This is a genomic window from Pyxidicoccus sp. MSG2, assembly GCF_026626705.1.
Taxonomy (GTDB): Bacteria; Myxococcota; Myxococcia; order Myxococcales; family Myxococcaceae; genus Myxococcus.
Window position 1 is genome coordinate 7,522,598 of the sequence record NZ_JAPNKC010000001.1, and the last position, 21,946, is coordinate 7,544,543.

Below are 21,946 nucleotides of genomic sequence, written 5' to 3' on the forward strand. Positions count from 1 at the left end.
TCAGTGCACGGGCCCCGAGCGGGGCAGGGTGACGGTGAAGGTGGAGCCCTGGCCCGGGGTGCTCTCCACGTCGATGGCGCCGCCCAGGGCCTGCACGATTTCGCGGACAATCCACAGGCCCAGGCCGAAGCCGCCGTAGTGGCGCACGGACACCGCGCGCTCGAAGCGCTCGAAGATGCGCTCGCGGTCCTCCTCCGCGATGCCGATGCCGAAGTCGCTCACCTTCAGCCGGACGATGCCGTCGTTCTCCTGCAGGTCGATTTCGATGGGCTTGCCCGCGCCGTACTTCATGGCGTTGGCCAGCAGGTTGCCCACCACCTGCTCCAGCCTCATGGCGTCCCAGCGGCCCACCATGGCGGGCGCGGAGGTGCGCAGGCGGGCGGGGCACTCGGCGCGGGTGAGCGCCTCGCGGCTGCGCTCCAGCTGACCCTTCACCAGCGCCACCAGGTCCACGTCCTCCAGCTTGATGTGGAGCTGGCCCTGGGCGATGCGGGAGATGTCCAGCAAGTCATTCACCAGCCGCCCCAGCCGCTGCGTCTGCGAGTAGGCGGACTCCAGCTTGGCGCCGAGCTTCTCCGGGGACAGCGGCTTCTGCGTGCCCGCGCGCACCTGGGACTGGAGCCCCTGGATGTGGAGCTGCAGGGAGGTGAGCGGCGTCTTCAATTCATGCGCGGCGATGGAGAGGAAGTCGTCGCGCCGGCGCACGGCCTCCTGCTCGGCGCGGTACAGGCGGCCCTGCTCCTCGGAGAGGGCGGCGATGCGGGCGAAGTTCTCCGCGTTCTCCAGGGCGGCGCCCGCCAGCACGGTGACGAACTCCGCCAGCCGCTCCTCGTCCTCACCGAAGAGCGCGCCCACCTGCCGGTGGCTCGCCACCACGCAGGCCACCGTCTTGCCGCGCACCTGGATGGGCGCGCACAGCAGCGAGCGCACCCCGAGCAGCTCCATGCTCTCGCTCACCCCGCCGGGCAGCCCCTGGCCCATGACGGCGATGCGGCCCGTCTCCAGCGTGCGGGCCAGCGCCGTGCGGCTGACGCCCTGGGCCTGCAGTTCCTCGTCGGGCAGCAAGACTTGCGGGTCCAGCACCACGCAGTGCTCGGCGCGCAGGAGCTCCAGCATGGACTGGCGCACGGCCTCGATGACGGCCTCTCGCGACAGGGCGGAGGCCAGGCGGCGGCCGGCCTCGAGCACGCGCGGGAAGCGGTCCACCAGCGACAGCGTGCCCACGCCGCCGTTGTCGCGCTCGGCCTCGGGGGTGACGCCCTCCCCCAGGGCCTCCAGCTCGCGGGTGGCCTCCGCCACGTCCTCCACGGCGCCGGGCCAGTCCAGCGCCCGCCCCAGTTCGCCGCGCGCCTTGAGCGTCAGCGCGCGCTCCTCGCGCATCTCCTGGGCCTCGGCCACGCGCAGGGACTGCTCCAGGTAGCGGCGCGCGCGCCGGGGGTGGCCGCGCATGGCGGCCAGCAGGCCCCGCTCGCGCAGCGCGTGGGGGAGGTTGTTGTGGTACGTGCGGGCCGTCTGGTGGGCGCGCTTCGCCACCGCGTCCGCGCGCTCCAGCAGCGCGTCGCGGCGGGCGGGGTGCAGGCTGGAGGTGCCCTCGGCGAGCTGGCGCAGGGCGGTGGCGAGCCAGGGAGCAATCGGCGCCACGTACTCCTGCCGCAGGTGGGCCTCGTCGACGAGCCGCTCGGCGCGCTCCAGCACCTCCACCGCGCCGGCGGCGTCGCCCAGGCGCAGCAGGCGGATGGCCTCGGCCTGGAGGACGCCCGCGTAGCTCTGCGGGTCCGGTTGGTCCGGGTTGGTGAGCTCGGCCTCCAGGAGCGAGCCGGGGATGCGGCCGCCGGCGGCCTTGGCCCAGGCCTCCAGGCCCAGCCGCTGCGCGTAGCGGTCCCCCAGCGCCGTCGCGGCCGCGTGCAGCCGCTGGCTGGTCTCCAGCGCCTCCTTGAGGCGGCCCAGCCGGTAGAGGGACATCGCAATCTGGAAGGTGGCGTTGTTCACCTCCCACGGGTCGCCGGTGCGCTCCAGCAGGCGCACCGCCTCGCGGCACTTCTCGATGCAGTCGCGGAAGCGTGACGAGGCATAGAAGGCCAGCCCGTAGAAGTGCAGCGACTGGCCCTGGCCCCACACGTCGCCCTGCTGCCGGCGCAGCGCGAGCGACTTCTCCGCGTACGCGTACGCGCGGCTGAACCAGGGCAGGGTGGTGAGCGCGGGCGAGTGCGCCGAGTACGCCTGCGCCAGCTCCGGCGTGGGCGGGTAGCGCTCGGCGAGATTCAAGTCGCGCAGGTGCGCCCACAGCACGGCCATGCGCCCGCGCCGGTACCAGTAGCCGTAGGCGAGGCGGCTGTAGAGCTGGATGGCCAGCATGTCGTTCTCGCCCCGCTCCAGCGGGCGGCGCGCGAGGAACGCGCGCGGGGCCACGGTGTGGCCCGCCTGCGAGAGGATTTCCCACAGCGAGCTGGCGCCGGTGAGCAGGCCGCGCGGAGGCACCCAGCGCCCCAGCAGCTTGAGGCTCTGCTCCAGGTACGTGTTGGCCTGGCCGAAGTCTCCGCGCTTGAAGGCCAGCTCCCCCAACTGGCCGAGGATGCGGGCCTGCTCCGGCTTGTCGTGGGCGAGCGACTGGGCGCGCTCGAGCTGCTGCCGCGACTCCTCGTAGCGGCCGCGCAGCATGAGGACGTTGCCCAGGCCGGCGGCGATGCTGAAGCGGGTGCCCGCGTCGGCGCCGGGCGCGCCGCGCTCGGCGATGCGGTAGTTCAGCTCCGCCGTCTCCAGGGCGAAGCGCTGGCGGGCCTGCTCGGCGGCGATCAGCGCATGGGGCAGTGCCTGCTGGTACTCGCCCGCAGCGTCGAAGTGGTACGCCAGCTCGAAGGAGTCCTGCGGGACGCTCTTCGCCGCGGCCCGCGCCGCCAGCCGGTGCAGCTCGCGGCGCTCCTGCGGCGTCAGCATGTCCAGCAGCACCTCGCGCAGCTTGTCGTGCACGAAGGTGTAGCGGGAGCCGTCCGCCCACAACATGTGCCGGCGGCGTGGCTCGTCCAGCGCGCGCACCACGTCCGCGGGGGTGTTGCCGGCCAGGGCCGCCATGCGCCCCAGGTCGAAGGCCTTGCCCAGGATGGCGCCCACCGACATGAGGCGCAGCGCATCCGGGGGCAACAGGCGCAGGCGCCGCACGAGGAAGGTGGCCGCCTGACGCGAGGAGCGCGCGTGCGCCATGGCCTCCGCCTGCACCTGCCAGCCGTTCGGGCCGGGCACCAGCACGCCGTCCTCGACGAGGCCGTGCAGCACGGCGCTGGCCATGAAGGGGTTGCCCTCGGACAGGCGCGTGACGAGGTCGGTGGCCTCGTGCGGGAGCGCGCCGGCCATGGACTCAGCCAGCCGCGTCACGTCCGCGGGGCCGAAGGCGGACAATCTCAGATGGGCGGTGGGAGCCAGCCGCCGCAGCACGTGCGTGGAGGAGATGTCCTCGCTGCGAAAGGAGACGACGACGAGCACGCGGCCCCGGGCCTGGCGGCGCGCGAGCGACCAGCCCTCCAGCGCGCGCAGCGTCAGCTCGTCCGCCCACTGGCAGTCGTCCAGCACCACCACGGCGGGTTCGTCCTCCGTGCCCAGCGCGCCCAGCAGCGCGGTGAGGGCCCAGATGCTGCGGCTCTCACCCAGCGACTCCGGCCCCAGGCCCTGGGCCGTGGCCTGGGGCACGGGGCAGAGCGCGGGCTCCAACTGCGGCAGCACCGTGCACAGCCCGGCCTCCTGGCCCGCCAGCCGCTCGCGCAACACCTGCGCCAGTGCGGGCCGCTCCTTCATGGCGGTGGTGATTCCCGTGGCCACGCCGGCGAAGAGCTGGAAGGGCCGCTGCGCGGCCTGGTCCAGCGCCTGGCCCTGGAGCACCCACGCGCGGTGCTGCAGGGCGCGCGCGGAGAACTCCTCCAGGAGGCGGCTCTTGCCGCCGCCGGACTCGCCCTCCACCACGACGAGCCGGCCCGGGTCCGTGCGGGTGCGCTCCAGCTCGCGCTCCAGCGTCGCCACCTCCTCTTGGCGGCCGACGAAGGAGGGCTCGGTGAGGCTGCGGCGCTGGTCGTGCGCGCCGGTGACGAGCTCCGGCTCCGCCTGTCCGTGCGCCAGCGCCTCCTCGATGTCGCGCAGGTCGGCCAGCGCGGACTCGGCGGACTGGTAGCGGTCCGGCGGGTCCGTCTGGAGAAGGCGTGAGATGAGTTCCTCCAGCGCGCGTGGCACCTCCACGCCCACCGCGCGCAGCCGGGGCCGCGTCGCCAGGTGCTGGCGGAGGACTTCCCCCACGGAGGTGCCGTCGAAGGCGGGCCGGCCGGAGAGCGCCTCGAAGAGGACGATGCCCACCGAGTACAGGTCCGACGTGGCCTCCACCGGCCGGTTGAGCAACCCCGCCTGCTCCGGCGACAGGTAGCGCGCGGTGCCCACGGGCAAATCACGCAGGGACGGGTCCAGCCGCTCGCTGCGGGACAGGCCGAAGTCCACCAGGGTGGCGTGGGAGAGGGGCTTGCCGGAGACGAGGAGGTTGGAGGGCTTCACGTCGCGGTGGAGGACGCCGTGGCGGTGGGCCTCGGCCAGCGCGGTGAGGACCGAGCGGCCCAGGATGAGCGCCTCCGGTACGGAGAGGGGCCCCTCGGACAGGCGCTCCTCCAGCGTCTCGCCCTCCAGCCAGGGCGTCACGAGGTAGAGCAGCTCGCCAGAGGTGCCCAGGTGGCGCACGGGGACGATGGTGGAGGAGTCCAGGCGGGAGAGGACGGACGCCTCGTGCTCCAGCCGATGCCGGGCCGCGGGCGCGAGCGCCACGGCGGAGGTCAGCTTGACGACCACGCGCTCACCGGTGCGCAGGTCGTTGCCCACCCACGTGGAGATGCCGCGGCCGGTCTTCAGGCGTTGAACCAGCTCGAAGCGGTTCCCCAGACGCCTGCCTGGCTGCGGCTCTCCGGGAGCGGCGCCGGCATATTGGAAGCCCTCAGCCATTCAGTGCCCTCGCCCCCAATCGAATCGCTCCCCGCGATACGGTCGGCCGTGCGTCCCTCCCACAACCTTGGGTGCCGGAATGGATGGTGCCAAGGGGGAGGCAGGCGCACGCCTTCCGTGCACCGCCTGGGACATCAACAGTCGTACACGCTTCGCTTCCCACCCGCTCGGGTGGCCGGGTGGAGGTGGCTCGGAGCCCGGGGGTGGGGACGGTGGCTCGCTACGTCTGGTTGCCCCTGTGCGAAGGGGCCCTGGAGTCGGGGAAGAGTGTCTTCACGAAGTCGAGGAACACGCGGACCCGGGAGGGCAGGTGTCGGTTGGGAGGATGCAGCGCGTGGATGGGCCGCTCCTCGCAGGCGTGCGCGTCGAGCACCGTGACGAGCGCGCCCGTGGCCAGCTCGCGCGCCACCATGAAGTCCATCATCCAGGCAATGCCGAGCCCCATCACCGCGGCGTCCCGCAGCGTGGCGCCCTGGCTGACGTGGAAGGCGCCGCGTGGCACGACGCGGCCGTCCTTGAAGCGCCACTCCCCCGTCACCCCCTGGCGCAGGAAGCCCAGACACTGGTGCCGCGCCAGGTCCGTGGGCGCCACTGGCGTGCCATGGCGTTGCAGGTAGGCGGGGGAGGCCACGGCCACCAGCCGCGCCACCGCCAGCTTGCGCGCCACCAGCCGTGAGTCCGTCAGTTGTCCCATGCGGATGAGCACGTCGGCGCCCTCGGTGATGGGGTCCACGACTTCGTCGCGCAGCGTCAGGTGCAGCTCGACGCCCGGGTAGGCCTCCAGGAAGCGGGGCAGGGCGGGCGTGAGCACGAGCTGCCCGATGACCTGGGGCGCCTCCACGCGCAAGAGGCCCGTGGGCCGACTCCGGGAGCGGGCGAGTGACTCCCTGGCCTCGTCCAGCTCCGCGAGGATGCGCTGGCAGCGGGCGTAGAAGTCGCGCCCGTCCTCGGTGAGTCGGAGCGCCCGCGTCGTCCGCTGGAAGAGGCGCACGCCCAGCTCCTCCTCCAGCCGGGCGATGCGCCGGCTCACCGCGGAGGCGGTGACGGCGAGCCTGCGCGCCGCGCGCGTGAAGTCACCGTCCTCCACGGTGCGGACGAAGGCGTCGATGTTGGCGAGCGAGTGCATGGACATGCGGGCACGGGATTGATGCGAGGGACGCATGGATGATGTGCCGGGGCTTCACTCGCACTCAACCGGAGCGCACGGCACATCCCTCCTCGTGAGTCACGAGGCCCACCCATGGGCCCGTGTACCCGAGGAGGAATGCGTGATGGAGACCGGGAAACCGTCGATGTTCCGGGGCGCCGCGGGCCGCTCCGCCGTGGCTTCGCTCACCGTGCTGTTGCTGACGAGCGTGCACCATGCCTACGGCGCCTTCATCTACCGCACGCCGTGGCGGCTGCACATGGTGGGCGTGGCCGCCGTCACCGCCGTCGTCCTCCTGGGCGCGCTCGCCCTGTCACGCGCGAGATGGGCGTTCTTTCTCTTCGCCTTGACGACGCTCGCGGTGCCCGTGGGGATGGTGGGCGCGTTCGAGGGCTTCTACAACCACGTCCTCAAGAACGTCTTCTACTTCGGAGGCGCGTCCGTGGCCCTGCTGGAGCGGCTCTTCCCGCCGCCGACCTATGAGCTGCCGAACGACTTCTTCTTCGAGCTGACCGGTGTGCTCCAGGTCGTCCCGGCGGTGCTCGCCCTCGTCCAGTTGCTCCGTGCCTTCCGCCGGGCTACCTGCGCACGAAGTACCGGGACGACCAGAGCAGCATCTTCGTGAAACTCAACAACCAGATGCGTGGGACCTCTACGTGGCCGCCACGGCCAACGGCGAGTGGGACAGCAACACGGGCGCGAACTTCTACGCTCGCCTGCCGGCGCGGATGCCCTGCTGGTAATCCCTTAGGACCTCCTGCTGGTAATCCCTTAGATGGTGTGTCGGGCGAATCGTCACGCTTGACACCCCCGGCCCCCCGGCGGAAAAGCCGGGCCACAGATGGCGGCCCTGCCGTTCCCCCCATGGGCCGCCGGGGAGCCCGGGATTGAAGCTCGCGACGCTCAAGGACGGAACCCGTGACGGCCGGCTCGTCGTCATCAAGCGGGACAACACGGCCTACGCGCTGGCCACCAACGTGGCCCTGACGCTGCAAGCCGCGCTGGACGACTGGGACACGAAGGAGCCGCAGCTGCGTGCGCTGGCCGCGCAGCTCGAGGCGGGCACGGTGCAGAGCCGTCCGCTGGACGTGCGCGCCCTCCACGCCCCGCTGCCCCGCGCCTACGAGTGGATTGACGGCAGCGCCTACCTCAACCACGTCCTGCTGGTGCGCAAGGCCCGCAACGCCGAGCCGCCGCCCACGCTGAAGACGGACCCGCTCGTGTATCAGGGTGGCTCCGGCGACTTCCTCGCGCCCACCGCCGACATCCCCCTGGCCGACGAGGCGTGGGGCCTGGACTTCGAGGGAGAGGTCTGCGCCATCCTCGGCGACACGCCCCAGGGCACGAAGGCCGCCGACGCGGAGAAGCACGTCAAGCTGCTGCTGCTGGCCAACGACGTCTCCCTGCGAAACCTCATCCCCGACGAGCTGGCCAAGGGCTTCGGCTTCTTCCAGAGCAAGCCCGCCACCGCCTTCAGCCCCTTCGCGGTGACGCCGGACGAGCTGGGCGCCGCCTGGCATGACGGCCGTATCCACCTGCGCCTGCAGTCCGTGCTCAACGGCGTGCAGGTGGGCGACACGGACGCCGGCCCGGAGATGCACTTCTCCTTCTTCGACCTCATCCAGCACCTGTGCAAGACGCGCAGCTACACCGCCGGCACCCTCCTCGGCAGCGGCACCGTGTCCAACGCGGACCGCGCGCGCGGCATCTCCTGCCTCGCCGAGCGCCGCATGATTGAGACCATTGAAGAGGGCAAGCCGAAGACGCCCTTCATGAAGCCGGGCGACACGATTGATATCGAAATGCTCGACGCGGAAGGCAACAGCGTCTTCGGCCGCATCTCCCAGACGGTGAGGAAGGTGCCATGAAGAGCCTGCGCCTCCACAGCTACTGGCGCTCGTCCGCGTCGTGGCGCGTGCGCATTGGCCTGGGCCTCAAGGGGCTGAAGTACGAGTACGTGGCGGTGCACATCTTGAAGGACGGCGGGCAGCAGCACTCGGAGGCCTACCGGGCGCTCAACCCCATGCGCACCGTGCCCACGCTGGAGTGGACCGAGGACGACGGCACCGCGCGCCGGCTGTCCCAGTCGCTCCCCATCCTGGAGTACGTGGAGGCACGGCACCCCGCGCCTTCCTTCTTCCCGAAGGACCTCTACCTCCAGGCCCGGGCCCGCATGCTGGCGGAGATGGTGAACTCCGGGATTCAGCCCCTGCAGAACCTAGGCGTGCTGCAACGCATCAAGAGCGAGCTGCACGGGGACGACAAGGCCTGGGCGGCCTGGTGGAATGCGCGGGGCCTTGAAGCGTTGGAGGCGGCGGTGAAGCCCACGGCGGGCCGTTATTGTGTGGGGGACGAGGTGTCGCTGGCGGACATCTGCCTGGTGCCCCAACTCTATGGGGCGCGGCGTTTCGCGGTAGACCTGACGCCGTACCCCACGCTGCTGCGAATCGAAGCGGCGTGTAACGAGCTTGCCGCCTTCCAGGCGGCCCACCCGGACCGGCAGCCCGACGCGGCACCGGCCTGACACCCGCGGCACCGTGAAGGAGTCACGACATGGCCAGACCGGAATCCCTGGGCATCAAGACGCTGGAGAGCGTCCACTGGTACGTGCATGACCTGGAGCGGAGCCGCAACTTCTACACGAAGGGGTTGGACTTCGCGGAGCTGGGCGTGTCGTCGCCGGAGTTGGACACGAAGGGCCGGCAGAAGTCGGCGGTGTTCCAGGCGGGCGACGTCGTCCTGATGGTGAGCCAGCCGGTGGGTGAGGGTGGCCGCGCCGCCCGCTGGCTGCGCAAGCACCCGGACGGGGTGGGAACCCTCAACTTCGAGGTGGAGGACGCGGAGAAGGCCTTCCGCCTGCTGGACCAGCGGGGGGCCACCTTCATCACCGACATCGTGCGCGCCACCGACGCGCGCGGCGGGAAGCTGGCGATGTTCTCCATCACCACGCCCTTCGGTGACACCACCTTCCGCTTCGTCCAGCGCGACGGCTACAGCGACCTGTACCCGGGCTACATCCGCCACGCGACGCCGCAGGGCGGGAAGAACAAGTACGGCTTCGGCCGCATCGACCACGTCACGTCGAACTTCCAGACGATGCGCCCCATGCTCCTGTGGATGGAGCACGTGATGGGCTTCGAGAAGTTCTGGCACATCGAGTTCCACACCGAGGACGTGGCCGCGAAGGAGAAGCGCGCGCACGGCAGCGGCCTGAAGTCCGAGGTGGTGTGGGACCCGAGGAGCGGCGTGAAGTTCGCCAACAACGAGCCCTACCGGCCCTTCTTCAAGTCCTCGCAAATCAACATCTTCAACGAGGACCACCGGGGCGACGGCGTGCAGCACCTGGCGCTCACCGTGAAGGACATCCTCACCTCGGTGAAGGACATGCGGCGGGGCGCGGGCATCGAGTTCATGCCCACCCCGGGCACGTACTACGACGCGCTGCCCGAGCGCATCCAGAAGCTGGGCATCAAGAAGATCGACGAGGACATCCAGACGCTGAGGGACCTCGAAATCCTCATCGACGGGGACAAGGAGCACAGCTACCTGCTCCAGATTTTCATGAAGGACGCGGCCAGCCTCTACAAGGAGCCGTCGGCGGGCCCGTTCTTCTACGAAATCATCCAGCGCAAGGGAGACCAGGGCTTCGGCGGCGGCAACTTCCGGGCGCTGTTCGAGAGCATCGAGCGCCAGCAGCAGTCCGAGGGGCGCATCTAGCGTCGCCGCGACGTTGCACTCACGCGGGCCCGTGCCGGGTAGGGTACGGGCCATGTCGTCCCCGCAGTCCTCCCTTCCCGAGGCCACCGCTCCGGACCGCGCCACCGCGCTGAAGGAACTGGCGCTCCTGTTCCTCCGGTTGGGCACCACCGCCTTCGGCGGCCCCGCGGCCCACATCGCGATGATGGAGGACGAGGTGGTGCGGCGCCGGAAGTGGCTCACGCGCGACGAGTTCGTGGACCTGCTCGGCGCCGCCAACCTCATCCCCGGCCCCAACTCCACGGAGCTGGCCATCCACATCGGCCACCGGCGCGGAGGCTGGCCCGGGCTGGTGGTGGCCGGTGTCTGCTTCATCCTCCCGGCCTTCCTCATCGTCGGCGCCATCGGCTGGGCGTACTCGCGCTTCGGCAGCCTGCCCCGCGTGGATGCGCTGCTGTACGGCGTGAAGGCCGTCATCATCGCCGTGGTGCTCCAGGCGCTGTGGGGCCTGTTGCGCAACGTGGTGAAGACGCGACTCGCCGCCGCCGTGGGCGTGGTCTCCGTGACGGCGGCCTTCCTGGGCGTGCACGAGCTGCTCCTGCTGCTGCTGGCCGGGCTCGCCGTGCTGCTGTGGCGCGCGGGCGAGCGGAGTCGGCGGAGGCCGCCCGGGCCGCCTCTGGCGCAGGACCCGGTGCCTGCACGGGCGGCGACGCGTGAGGCCCCCCCGGCGTCGCCCGGCGGGAGCGGCTCCACCACGGCAGCCGTGTTGCCCCTGTGGCCCGTCGTACCGGTGACGGGTGCGCTCGCCACGGCGGTGCCCTTCTCGCTGTCCGGCCTCTTCCTCTTCTTCGTCAAGGTGGGCTCGGTGCTGTACGGCAGCGGCTACGTGCTGCTGGCCTTCCTGCGCTCGGACCTGGTGGAGCGGTACGGGTGGCTCACGGAGGCGCAGCTGTTGGACGCGGTGGCGGTGGGGCAGGTGACGCCGGGCCCCGTCTTCACCACGGCGACCTTCATCGGCTACGTGCTGGGCGGTGCGTCCGGCGCGGTGCTGGCCACGGTGGGCATCTTCCTGCCCGCCTTCATCTTCGTCGCGCTCAGCGGACCGCTGGTGCCGCGCCTGCGCCGCTCGTGGGTGGCGGGGGCCTTCCTGGACGGCGTCAACGTGGCGTCGCTGGCGCTGATGGCCGTGGTGACGTGGCAGCTCGGACGCGCGGCGCTGGTGGACGCGTGGACGGTGGGGCTCGCCGCCGTGTCCGCGGTGCTGCTCATCCGCTTCCGCGTCAACTCCGCGTGGCTGGTGCTGGGCGGAGGCGCGGTGGGGATGCTGCTGGCGCGTTGACGCGAGTCACCGCGCGTACGCGGCGCGCTTCCTCCGGGCGGCGGAGATGGCCAACCCCAGCACCGCCAGCGGCACGCCGATGACCACCGGCCACAGCCACAGCGGCTCGCCGCCGTGCACCACCGCGCGGAACTCGCGTCCCTCCGAGGACACGTCCACCAGCTCCGCGAGGGGCACCTTCCACTCCACGGTGTCCTTCTTCTCGTTCACCGTACCGTTCGTCTCGCCGATGCCCGGCCCGTGGACGCGCACGGTGATGTGGTTGTTCGCGAAGAGGGCCTTCGCCATCCCCTTCGCGATTTCCTTCGCCGCCAGCTCGGCCGCGTCTTCGCGGTCCTTCACGGGCGCCGCGGCCTTGTCCGGGACGAAGCGCTGGGTGAAGAGGTAGTCGCCACCGTTGCGCTCGATGCGGAAGTCCCAGTTGCCCGCGCTGCCCTTGCTCTCGCGGGCCACGTCGTCCGCGAGCTGCCGGTACAGCTCCGGCAGCTTCGTCGCGTCGTGCACCGTCAGGTCCTGCACGAGGTGGACCTTGTCGCCCTCCTCGTAGGTCCGCTGCTCCAGCTTCTGGACGTTGGGGTCCTTGCCCACCTTCTCCCGGGCGGACTCCTGCTTCTCGCGGACCTGGTCCAGAAGGCTCTTGCCGCCCCCCGCTTCCCCGAGCGCCATCAACCCCTTGGGAATGGCGAGGTCCAGCACCACGCGCGCGGAGCCGTCCGGGTTGATCCACACCTCCTGCACGAGGTCGAAGCAGCCGGTCAGCGTGAGCAGCACCAGCGTGGCGAGCAGCCACGGCGGGCGGGGCGTGGAGCGCGGGGCCATGAAGTCCGTTCCATTCTCGCGCCGGCACGGCCCGGCGACAGCGCCCTACTGTGCCCGAAGGGACGCGCCCCGCGCCACTCAGGCCGGAGTGAAGGGCAGGGCGGCCACCTTCGCGGTGGCGGGGCCCTCCGCCAGCGTCAGCTCCGTGCCCGGCTCCAGCGAGTCGCGGTGCACGTAGCCCAGCGCCACCCGCTGGCCCTTCACCGGCGAGCGCACCACGCTGGTGAGCCAGCCCACCTTCTTCTCCCCGCGCCGCAGCTCCGTGCCCGGCGCCACGTCCGCGTCACCCAGCAGCAGGCCCGTCAGCTTCCGGTTCATGTGTCCGCGGAAGGTGGCGCGGGCGATGACCTCCTGCCCGATGTAGCAACCCTTGTTGTAGGAGATGGCGCTCGCGAGGTTCGCCTCCAGGGGAATGGTGGTGTCCACCATGTCCTGCCCGTACCGGGGCACGCCGGCCTCCACGCGCAGCAACTCCAGCACCTCGAAGCCCAGGGGCTTCAGCCCCTGCGCGGCGCCGGCCTCCGTCAGGGCCCGCCACACCGGCTCCAGTCCGGCGCGCGGCACCCACACGTCCACGCCATGGGGCTCCACCGCCGTGTTGCCCACGAGGACGACTTCCTGCCCGGCGAGCGAGGCCGCCCGGGTGGCATGGTGGGCGAGCACCTCGAAGGGGCCGCCCAGGGCGGCGGCCAGCACCCCGGCCGAGCGGGGGCCGAGCAGCCGGAGGAGGCCATGCTCGCCCGTCGCCTCATGCAGCTCGGCATCCTCGGAGATGAGGTATTTGTCCAGGAACTCCCGGACCTTGGTGCCGGTGCCGGGCTCCAGCTCCAGCAGCAGGTCCGCCTCCCGCTTGAGGATGCGGGCGTCCGCCACCATGGCCCCCTTGGCGTTCACCATGGCGGCGTAGGCCGCCGAGCCCACGGGCAGGTTCTTCACCTCCTGGGTGACCATGCCATGGAGGAAGGAGGCGCGGTCCTCCCCCGTTATCCGGAGGATTTCGCGGTAGGAGGCGTCGTGGAGGGCGACGGCCTCGTGTGCCGCCCGGTACTCTCCCTCCCCGTCCCCATAACCGGCCACGGCCTCACGGCCGCCCACGTCCATGAAGCGGGCGCCCGTCGCCTCGTGAAGAAAATGCAGAGACAGCGGTTCCATGTCCGTCGCTATATAGAGGCGAAGGAGCGAATGCCACGATGGATGTGAAGCACCTGTCCACCTTCCAGGGTTTCTCCCCGGAGAAGCTCCAGAAGCACAACCTCTTCCAGTCCGGGCGCTTCTTCCTCGACGTCTACTGCGTCGCGCCCGGGCAGGCCCAGAAGCCGCACCGCCATGCCACGTCCGACAAGGTGTACGTCGTGCTGGAAGGGCGCTGCCGCTTCCGCGTCGGCGCCGAGGAGGAAGTGCATGGCCCCGGCGCCTCCATCTTCGCCCCCGCGGGCTCCGAGCACGGCGTCGTCAATGACGGCCCGGAACCCGCCCGACTCCTCGTCCTGATGACCCCGCCCCCGGAGCACGCATGAGCCCGAAGTCCTCCTCCAAGGCCCCCTCTCCCACGGCTCCCGTCCGCGGCGCACTGGCGTTGCTGGTGCTGGGCCTCGCCGAGAGCGGGCTCGCCATCTTCCAGTGGATGCAGCTCGTCACCCTGCGTGGGGGTGGCCCCACCGTGTGCGGCATCTCCGAGACGGTGAACTGCGAGACGGTGTGGAACTCGCCCTTCGCCAGCCGTGTCCACGAAATGCTCGGCATCCCCGTCGCCGGCCTGGGCCTGGTGTGGGGCCTGGTCGCGGTGGGCCTGTCCGCGCTGTACCTCGCGTGGGCTCGCGCGGGCCGCTCCGTGCGCCCCGCCGCCAATGGCCTGAGGCTGGTGGCGCTCGCGGGCGCGGTGTCCGTGCTCGTCTTCGGCCTGGCCAGCTTCAGCTCGGGCGCGGTGTGCCCGACGTGCCTGGGCACCTACGTGCTGGTGCTGGCCTTCGCGGGCGTGGCCTGGCGCGGGCTGCCGGGCCCGGTGGCGCCGGCGTCCGGCGAGTGGGGCTCCACGCTGCAGTGGACGGTGGGCATCACCGTCGCGGCCTTCCTCGCGCTGCTGCTCCCCGGGCGCGCCACGCCGAAGGCCAGCGACAACATCAGCGCGCTGCTGCCGCCGCCGCCGCCCGTCTCCAGCCAGGGCAGCCAGGGCTCGGGGCAGGCCAGCACGCCGCCCGCGTCGCTGGAGGAGTTCCTCGGCAGCCTGAGCGCGGACCAGAAGCAGTTCATCGCGGACGGGCTCGCGCAGTACCGCGCCAGCCAGCCGCTGCCCGCCGTGGCCCCCGCGCGCAAGCTCTACGGGCCTCCGGACGCGCCGGTGAAGATTGTCGAGTGGACGGACAGCAAGTGCCCCCACTGCAAGGCGCTGGTGGAGGAGCTGTCCGTGCTGAAGAAGCGCGTGCCCGAGGGGAAGATGTCGCTGGAGGCCCGCCAGTTCCCGCTGGACGGCGCGTGCAACCCGGCCATTCCGCGCCGCGGCCCGGATGCGCCCAGCGTGCGCTGCAGCGCGGCCCGGGCCCAAATCTGTCTGGAGGGCGCGCCGGACTACTGGGAGCTGCGCGAGAAGCTCTTCGCCGCGCAGGCCTTCCTCGACACGGAGCGGGTGCTGGAGATTGCCTCCTCCGGCTCGGTGTCCCGCATGCAGTTGGACGCGTGCATGTCGAGCCCGTCGACGGCGGCGAAGCTCCAGGAGGACTCCACCTACGCGATGAAGCACCACATCAGCGGCACGCCGCTGGTGGTGGTCAACGGCCGCCAGGCGCCGCCGTCCGCGCCGCTGCTCTACGCGCTGGTGATGGCGGGCGGCAACCCGAGCGCCCCCGCCTTCAGCGTGCTGCCGCCGCCGCGCCCCGTGCCGGCCGGGGGGCATGACGACCACGCGGGCCACAACCACTGACGAGCCACGCCATGGGCAAGCGCGACAAGAAGGCCGAGGCGCCCGCCGCCCCGGCCGCCCCGTTCAACAACCCGTTCGCCGCGCTGTCCTCCAAGCGCGAGGAACTGCCCCAGGCGCCCGCCGCGCCCGTGAAGCCTCCGCCCGCGAAGCCCGAGCCGAAGGGCCCCGCGCGCGCCGTGGTGCGCATGGAGCGCAAGGGCCGTGGCGGCAAGGAAGTCACGGTGGTGGAGCACCTGGAGCTGCCCGCGCCCCAGCGCGAGGTGTGGCTCAAGGCGCTGAAGAACTCGCTGGGCTGCGGGGGCGTGGTGGAGGATGACGCCCTCGTGCTCCAGGGCGACCAGCGCGAGCGGCTGCCGGCACTGCTGGAGGCGCGCGGCGTGCGCAAGGTGACGGTGGGCTGAAACGCAGCGGGCCCGGGCCGCTCGCAGCGCCCCGGGCCCGTGTGTGCGACGTCGCCGTGCTGGCTACAGCGCGGCGATGATGGCGTCGGTGAACTCGCGGGTGGTGGCGCCGCCACCGAGGTCGCCGGTGCGCACCGTGCCGCCGCTGTACACCTTGTGGATGGCGTTCTCCATGCGGCGGGCCGCCTCCCGCATGTCGAGCCAGTCCAGCATCATCACCGCGGACATCATCAGCGCGGTGGGGTTGGCAATGCCCTTGCCCGCGATGTCCGGGGCGGTGCCGTGCACGGCCTCGAAGACGGCGGTGCGCTCGCCGATGTTGGCGCCGGGCACCACGCCCAGGCCGCCCACCAGGCCCGCGCACAAGTCACTGACGATGTCGCCGTAGAGGTTCTCCGTCACCAGCATGTCGAAGCGCGTCGGGTCCTTGACGAGCTGCATGCAGAGGTTGTCGACGATGACCTCCTCGTAGGTGATGTCGGAGTACTCGCGGCCCACCTTGCGGCAGCAGTCCAGGAAGAGGCCATCCGACAGCTTCATGATGTTGGCCTTGTGGACGGCCGACACCTTCTTGCGCCCGTGCCGCTTCGCGTACTCGAAGGCGAAGCGGGCGATGCGGGTGGACGCCTTCTCGGTGATGATTTTGAGGGACTCCACCACGCCCGGGACGATGATGTGCTCCAGGCCGGCGTAGAGGTCCTCGGTATTCTCACGCACGACGATGAGGTCCACGTTGTCGTAGCGCGTCTTCACGCTGGGCACGCTCTTCACGGGCCGCAGCGACGAGTACAGGTCCAGCCGCTTGCGCAGGCCGACGTTGGCCGACGGGAGGCCGCCGCCCACCACGGTGCCGGTGGGGCCCTTGAGCGCGACGCCGCTGCGCAGCACCGCCTCCACCGTCTCGTGGGGAAGGTTGGTGCCGTACTTGGCCACCACCTCGGTGCCGGCGTCCTTGTGCTCGAACTCGAGAGGCACCTTGAGCGCCTCGAGGACGCGCACGGTGGCCGCCATCACCTCGGGGCCGATGCCATCGCCATTGATGATCGTGACAGTACGGGTGTTCGCCATGGGTGCGGATTCACAGCACAAAACCCCAGGGCCCGAAAGGACGAAAACAGCCGCGTTTCAGCGGCGGGCATGGCGGCCATGAGTCCGGAAGGCCCGGGGGACGGGGGACGCCCGGCCCCTCTCCGGACGGGTGGGCCGGCCCCGGTGCCGCCGCTCAGTGCTCGGAAGACGACGACGGGCGAGGCGACGGGGGGCGGCGGTGGGCGGGCGTGCGGCGCCTGTGGATGGCGTAGGGCCGGTAGAACGACTCCCAGAGGGCGGCGCGTCGGCCCCGGGGGCGCGTGCGCAGCTCCCCCATGGGGGCGCGGATGAAGAAGGAGGAGATGAACAGGTAGGTGGCGGCGATGGTGAGGAAGACCAGGAAGGCCATCACCACGGGGCCGGGGAGCCAGGCCACATGGGCGCGGTACAGGAACTCGGCGAAGTCCTTCGGCGGCTTGGGGTGGCTGTAGACCTTCACGAACCACGTGGCCATCAGGACCATCAGGATGGGCCCGTAGGCGCGGTTGAGCCGCGTGGAGATGGCGGAGAAGAGCGACAGCTGGATTTGCGGGCGGGACATCTCCACCGCCAGTTCGCGCATCGCGTCCGGGTCCACGGGCTCGCGCCGGAGCATGGGCGCCCACCAACCGTCCTCCAGCAGACGGACCCGGCGGTTCCACAAGTCGTAGTAGCGGTAGCGCCGCGCCTCGATGAGGAGGAAGGACAACACCATCCAGATGCCCACCAGGAAGGTGACGTGGGAGCTCTGCGGTGTGGCGAAGCCGAAGGAGATGACGGCCGCCGTCGTGGTGAGCGCCCAGTTGGTGGTGGTGTCCAGGCGCGTGCGCCACGTGTCGGAGCGGCTCAGCTCGCCACGGAAGAGCTGCGCCATGGCCTGCTGCGAGAGCCAGGGCGGCTCCAGCAAGTCGTTCTTGTTGCGCTCGGTGCCTGCCATCCGTCCCTGCAAGGTGGGACGACTGCCAGGCGGATGCAACGCGGGTGATGACCGGCCAACGCGCGGTGGCGGGGCGGCGAGCAGCCAGGCAGGCGCAGGGTGGCCATGGCGGGCGGGCGTGCGCACCTTCCCGTCTTGAACGTGTCCGCCGTGAATCCCATCCAGGCCCTCTCCGACCTGCTCCAGGAAGAGCGCGAACGCGTGGCGCGCCTCTGGGCGAAGCGCCTGCGCGCCGAGACGTACGAGGTGGACATCCCGGGACGCGACTTGCGCGCCCCACTGCGCCGGCTCCTGGACGAGCTGGCCCGGCTGCTCAGGGACCGGGGGGATGATGCGGTGCGCCTGTGGCCGGAGGTGGTGCGCTCACACGGCGCCTTTCGCTACAGCCAGAGCTTCGACCCCGAGGACCTGACGCGCGAGTTCAAGTCCCTCGAGGAGGTGCTGCTGTACGTCTACGGGCGCCGCAACGGGAACTCCATCGAGCCCGAGGTGGCGGAGCTCATCGCCGAGCTGGTGTGGGAGGCGCACGCGGCGGCGCAGGCGTCCTATGCGCGGGTGCTGAAGACGGAGGAGGTGCGCTTCCGCGAGGCGGCGGTGATGGAGTCGGTGCTCAACCAGGTGGACGTGGGCATCCTCCTCGCGGAGGTGGACGGCACGGTGTCGTTCGTCACGCCGCCGGTGAGCCGGCTGATGGGGCTGCCCATGCGCGCGGTGCTGGGCGCGCGCGCGGCGAACACGCTCAGCCCGGTGCTGTCGCAGGTGAACGCGCGCCACCTGACCGGTGAGCCGTTCAAGGTGACGGACATGCCCTTCCTGCGCGCGCTCAAGGAGAAGGGGCCGGTGCGCGGGGTGATGATGGTGGTGGAGCGTCCCAGCGGCGGCGAGGCCACGCTGGAGCTGAGCGCCACGCCCGTCTGGGAGGAGGAGGGTGAGCTGGCCGGCGCCATCCAGACCTTCACCGACCGCACCGAGGCGGTGAACAAGACGAAGGCGCTGCAGAGCGCGCACGGCGAGCTGCGCCGCCTCCAGGGGCGCCTGTTGCAGCGCACCCGTCAGCAGGCGCTGGGGCAGCTGGCCAGCGGCGCGGCGCACGCGCTCAACAACTTCCTCAACGTGCTGCGGCTGCGAATCACGCTGTTGCAGCGCGAGTTCAAGGCCGAGCACCTGGAGGCGCTCGACAAGACGGTGGGGCAGATTGGCGAGCTGGTGGCGCGGCTGCAGGAGTTCAACGTGCAGCGCACCCAGGAGCAGCCCACCGACGTGCCGGTGGACCAGACGGTGCGCGAGGCGCTGGAGCTGGCGCGCGGGGAGCTGGAGCAGCGCGAGCACCCCGTCCACGTGGACCTGGACCTGGGCAGCCCGGGGCAGGTGCGTGCGGACGCGGGCTTCTTCCGCGAGCTCATCGTCAACCTGCTGCTCTCCGCGAGAGACCGCATGGAGAATGGAGGCCGGCTGCGCGTCACCACCCGTGCGGAGGGCGAGCCGTGGCTGACGTTGCGCATCGAGGACGAGGGCCCGCCGTACGCGGTGGAGGAGCTGACGCAGCTGTTCGACCCGCTGCGGAGGGACACCGGGGCGCCGCAGCTGTCGCTGTACCTGGCGGTGGCGCGCGCGCAGGTGCAGCGCTGGGGTGGCGAGCTGACGGCGGAGAACAGCACCTCGGGACACGGTGCGGCCTTCGTGGTGCGGCTGCCGCGCGTACATGAGGCGGCGGCGCAGGCGCCCCGCGGGGAGGCCTCGCGCGCGGAGGTGACGCGGCCGGAGGCGCCCCGGCGCTTCCAGAAGACGCGCCGCGTGCTGGTGGTGGATGACGATTTGGACAACGCGCGGATGATGGCGGAGGTGCTGGGCGAGGAGGGTTACGAGGTGCAGGTGGCCATCAGCCCGGAGGTGGCGCTGGGGATGTGGGACCGGCGCCGCTTCGATGCCGCGCTGCTGGACGCCGTCATGCCGGAGATGAGTGGGTGGGAGCTGGCGCGCGAGCTGCGACAGCGCTCGCCGCAGACGCTGCTCGCCATCGTCACCGGCATGGACGTGCGCGGGCAGAACCGCGCCAACCTGGCGCTGGTGGACGCGGTGTTCCGCAAGCCCATCGACGTGGGCGCGCTGGACGACTTCCTCGGCCAGTCGGAGGGCGGCGCGGGCGAGGGCGGGCCGGCCGGGGAGGCGGGCCCGGAGGCGCCGGACCTGGGCCCCTCGGGAATCCAGCACTGAGCGCGCCGCGCGAGGCCTTCACGCGGTGCGGGCCGTGTCGGCGGAGTTGCCACGCTTCACTCCCGCAGGCGTGAGCGAGCACCGGGCGACAGCCGGAGCACCTCGGGCGCGGACTTGAGGCGGCGCTTCAACTCCGGCTCCACGCGCGCGCTCCACGCCTGCGAGGCCGTGAGCCGTGACAGGCGCTCCTGGAGGGCCTCGGCGGAAGGCGCGCCGGAGAACCAGACGAAGACGTGCTCACCTTCCCGGACGGGCAGCGGGGTGAAGGTGTTGGGGCTGTCGTCCGTCTGGAAGTACGCCGAGACGGGCAGGCCGGCCTCGGCCAGCGCGGGCTTCAATTCGTTCTCGAAGAAGCGGACGAAGTCCTCATCCACTGGCGCGTCGAAGGAGTACACGGTGGCGAGGACCACGCTCGGGGGAATGGCGGTGGCACCCTTCGGGGGACGCTCGCCCAGGGGGTGGCCGAAGCCGGAGTCGGGGCGGGAGGGCTTGAGCAGCAGCACGTTGGAGGAGTCCAGCATGGTGCCGTTCGCCGTCTCGCGGTTCGCCTTCCAGACGGGGCCGCCGTAGAAGGTGGTGAGCCCCTGGTGTCGCGAGGCCATGTCGGAGAAGCCCCGGAGCCAGACGAAGCGCTCGGGCCGGTCGAGGTCGCGGAACTCCCCCGGAATGGGCATGCCGACGGCCTCCTGGCTTTCGATGAACTCGCGCTCGAAGAGGTCCACCAGCGTGTCCCGCTGTCCGGGCTTCAGGGTGTACTGGCGGAGCTCGACAATCGCGCAGCAGGAGTCGTGGGGCATGGAGGGCGCGTCCGTGGTGGGTCGGGAGCCCGCGCAGGCCAGCGAGAGCAGCAGGAGGGCGGGAGTGAAGACTTGAGGCCGTGGCATGGGCCGCAATGTCCATGCTGGAGTGGCCATCCTCAATGACCGCTTTGGCCGGCTACCGTATGGCCATTATCCTGCGGGCCATGAAGCGAGCCCCGTCGGGCATCGTCCCCATCATCGCGGTGGACCGCCGCTCGGCCGTGCCGCTGTACCGGCAGATATACGAGGGCTATCGCGAGGCCATCGTCGACCGGCGGCTGCGCGCGGGAGAGCGGCTGCCCTCGACGCGGAGCCTGTCCACCGAGCTGGGAATCTCCCGCATCCCCATCCTGGGCGCCTTCGAGCAGCTCCTCGCGGAGGGCTACTTCGAGAGCCGCGTGGGGGCGGGCACCTTCGTCGCCCGCTCGCTCCCCGACGAGGCGCCACCGGCCGATGCCCACGCCCCGGTGCGAGGCACCCCGGGCCGGCGCATCCTCTCGCAGGGGAGCGCGGTCCTCGGAGAGAGCCTCACGTCCGAGCCCTGGCACGGAGGCTGGGGCGCGTTTCGCGTGAGCCAGCCCGCGGTGGACCACTTCCCGTTCCAGGTCTGGTCGGCGCTGCTGGCGCGGCACTCGCGCAACCCCACCCGGAGCCTGCTGACCTATGGCGACCCCATGGGGTACCGGCCGTTTCGCGAGGCGCTCGCCGCGTACCTGCGCACGTCGCGCGCGGTGCGGTGCGAGGCGGACCACATCATGGTGGTGAGCGGCTCGCAGCAGGCGCTGGAATTGTCGGCGCGTGTGCTGCTGGACGCGCGCAGTCCCGTCTGGATGGAGGAACCGGGCTACCCGGGGGCGAAGGACGTGCTCACGATGGCGGGCGCTCGCATGGTGCCAGTGCCCGTGGACGCGGAGGGGCTGGACGTGAGCGCGGGCATCGAGCGCTGCGCGAATGCGAGGGCCGCGTATGTCACGCCTTCGCACCAGTACCCGCTCGGGGTGACGCTGAGCGCGTCGCGCCGGCTGCAATTGCTGGACTGGGCGCAGCGCAGCGGCGCGTGGATTCTGGAGGACGACTACGACAGCGAGTACCGCTACGAGAGCCTCCCCGTGTCCGCGCTGCAGGGGCTGGATAGGGATGCGCGCGTCATCTACATCGGGACCTTCAGCAAGGTGCTCTTCCCGGCGCTGCGGGTGGGTTACATGGTGCTCCCACCGGACCTCGTGCCGCGCTTCGCGCGCGTGCGCGATGCGATGGACATCTTCCCGCCCACGCTCTTCCAGGCGGCGCTGACGGACTTCCTCACCGAGGGCCACTTCGCGCGTCACCTGCGGAAGATGCGGCAGCTCTATCGCGAGCGGCGCACGGTGCTCGTGGAGTCGCTCGCCCAGGAACTGGGCGACACGGTGGAGGTCCTCGGCGCGCAGGCGGGCATGCACCTGGTGGCGGCCCTGCCGAAGCGCTTCAAGGACCGACAGCTCTCCGAGCGCGCCGCGAAGGAGGGCATCTGGGCCATGCCGCTGTCGTCCTGCTACCTGGAGAAGGCGTCCCGACCGGGGCTGGTGCTGGGGTACGGCGGTACGGACGCCGGGCGGATTCCGGACGCGGTGCGACGGCTCCGGAAGGCCATTCGCGCAGGCTGA

At 71.3% G+C, this 21,946-nt stretch carries 17 protein-coding genes; 10 read left to right on the plus strand and 7 right to left on the minus strand.

The genetic code is table 11. The features are described 5' to 3' along the window. Positions 1-4,965, minus strand: a complete 4,965-nt coding sequence (locus OV427_RS29655; RefSeq protein WP_267859558.1) for a protein kinase domain-containing protein — start codon at positions 4,963-4,965, stop codon at positions 1-3. 220 nt (positions 4,966-5,185) lie between these two features. Then, positions 5,186-6,097 (minus strand): LysR family transcriptional regulator, encoded by a 912-nt coding sequence (locus OV427_RS29660; protein ID WP_324290003.1) that lies wholly within the window; start codon positions 6,095-6,097, stop codon positions 5,186-5,188. A 139-nt stretch (positions 6,098-6,236) separates the two neighbouring features. Between OV427_RS29660 and OV427_RS29665 the strand changes: the two genes are divergently transcribed. From OV427_RS29665 to chrA, 5 genes are all read left to right on the plus strand, one after another. Then, positions 6,237-6,737: a hypothetical protein gene (locus OV427_RS29665; RefSeq protein WP_267859559.1), complete on the plus strand. Its 501-nt coding sequence runs from the start codon at positions 6,237-6,239 to the stop codon at positions 6,735-6,737. A gap of 262 nt (positions 6,738-6,999) precedes the next feature. Beyond that, positions 7,000-7,980, plus strand: coding sequence for a fumarylacetoacetate hydrolase family protein (locus OV427_RS29670; protein ID WP_267859560.1), 981 nt, complete (start codon positions 7,000-7,002; stop codon positions 7,978-7,980). Further along, positions 7,977-8,636 carry a maleylacetoacetate isomerase gene (gene maiA / locus OV427_RS29675; protein ID WP_267859561.1) on the plus strand — a complete coding sequence of 220 codons (660 nt, stop codon included), beginning with the start codon at positions 7,977-7,979 and terminating at the stop codon, positions 8,634-8,636. Before OV427_RS29670 ends, maiA begins: the two co-directional genes overlap by 4 nt. Before the next feature lie 29 nt (positions 8,637-8,665). Continuing rightward, positions 8,666-9,829 (plus strand): 4-hydroxyphenylpyruvate dioxygenase, encoded by a 1,164-nt coding sequence (gene hppD / locus OV427_RS29680; protein ID WP_267859562.1) that lies wholly within the window; start codon positions 8,666-8,668, stop codon positions 9,827-9,829. A 52-nt stretch (positions 9,830-9,881) separates the two neighbouring features. After that, positions 9,882-11,147 (plus strand): chromate efflux transporter, encoded by a 1,266-nt coding sequence (gene chrA, locus OV427_RS29685; RefSeq protein ID WP_267859563.1) that lies wholly within the window; start codon positions 9,882-9,884, stop codon positions 11,145-11,147. Between the two features lie 6 nt (positions 11,148-11,153). Here the strand turns inward: chrA and OV427_RS29690 are convergent, their stop codons facing one another. Beyond that, positions 11,154-11,966 (minus strand): hypothetical protein, encoded by an 813-nt coding sequence (locus tag OV427_RS29690; protein WP_267859564.1) that lies wholly within the window; start codon positions 11,964-11,966, stop codon positions 11,154-11,156. A gap of 78 nt (positions 11,967-12,044) precedes the next feature. Then, positions 12,045-13,118 carry an aminomethyltransferase family protein gene (locus OV427_RS29695; RefSeq protein ID WP_267859565.1) on the minus strand — a complete coding sequence of 358 codons (1,074 nt, stop codon included), beginning with the start codon at positions 13,116-13,118 and terminating at the stop codon, positions 12,045-12,047. 38 nt (positions 13,119-13,156) lie between these two features. Here OV427_RS29695 and OV427_RS29700 point away from each other — a divergent pair, with 38 nt between their 5' ends. The 3 genes from OV427_RS29700 to OV427_RS29710 are packed head-to-tail and all read left to right on the plus strand — an operon-like array spanning position 13,157 to position 15,284. After that, a complete protein-coding gene (locus tag OV427_RS29700; RefSeq protein ID WP_206724673.1) occupies positions 13,157-13,483 on the plus strand; it encodes a cupin domain-containing protein in 327 nt (108 codons plus the stop codon). Continuing rightward, positions 13,480-14,883: a thioredoxin domain-containing protein gene (locus OV427_RS29705; RefSeq protein WP_267859566.1), complete on the plus strand. Its 1,404-nt coding sequence runs from the start codon at positions 13,480-13,482 to the stop codon at positions 14,881-14,883. The genes OV427_RS29700 and OV427_RS29705 overlap by 4 nt, the downstream gene beginning before the upstream one ends. A gap of 11 nt (positions 14,884-14,894) precedes the next feature. Next, positions 14,895-15,284, plus strand: coding sequence for a translation initiation factor (locus OV427_RS29710; protein ID WP_267859567.1), 390 nt, complete (start codon positions 14,895-14,897; stop codon positions 15,282-15,284). Between the two features lie 63 nt (positions 15,285-15,347). Here the strand turns inward: OV427_RS29710 and OV427_RS29715 are convergent, their stop codons facing one another. Together OV427_RS29715 and OV427_RS29720 are read right to left on the minus strand one after the other, a co-directional pair. Continuing rightward, positions 15,348-16,352, minus strand: a complete 1,005-nt coding sequence (locus OV427_RS29715; RefSeq protein ID WP_267859568.1) for an isocitrate dehydrogenase (NAD(+)) — start codon at positions 16,350-16,352, stop codon at positions 15,348-15,350. A 154-nt stretch (positions 16,353-16,506) separates the two neighbouring features. Then, a complete protein-coding gene (locus OV427_RS29720; protein ID WP_267859569.1) occupies positions 16,507-17,289 on the minus strand; it encodes a DUF2270 domain-containing protein in 783 nt (260 codons plus the stop codon). 141 nt (positions 17,290-17,430) lie between these two features. Here OV427_RS29720 and OV427_RS29725 point away from each other — a divergent pair, with 141 nt between their 5' ends. Next, on the plus strand, positions 17,431-19,503 hold the full coding sequence (locus OV427_RS29725; protein WP_420718371.1) for a response regulator: 2,073 nt from the start codon (positions 17,431-17,433) through the stop codon (positions 19,501-19,503). 56 nt (positions 19,504-19,559) lie between these two features. On the opposite strand, the gene OV427_RS29730 is transcribed toward OV427_RS29725, so the two are convergent. After that, on the minus strand, positions 19,560-20,387 hold the full coding sequence (locus tag OV427_RS29730; protein WP_267859571.1) for an NIPSNAP family protein: 828 nt from the start codon (positions 20,385-20,387) through the stop codon (positions 19,560-19,562). Between the two features lie 80 nt (positions 20,388-20,467). Here OV427_RS29730 and OV427_RS29735 point away from each other — a divergent pair, with 80 nt between their 5' ends. Further along, the gene (locus tag OV427_RS29735) at positions 20,468-21,946 is read left to right on the plus strand and encodes a PLP-dependent aminotransferase family protein (RefSeq protein ID WP_267859572.1); all 1,479 of its coding nucleotides are present in this window, start codon (positions 20,468-20,470) and stop codon (positions 21,944-21,946) included.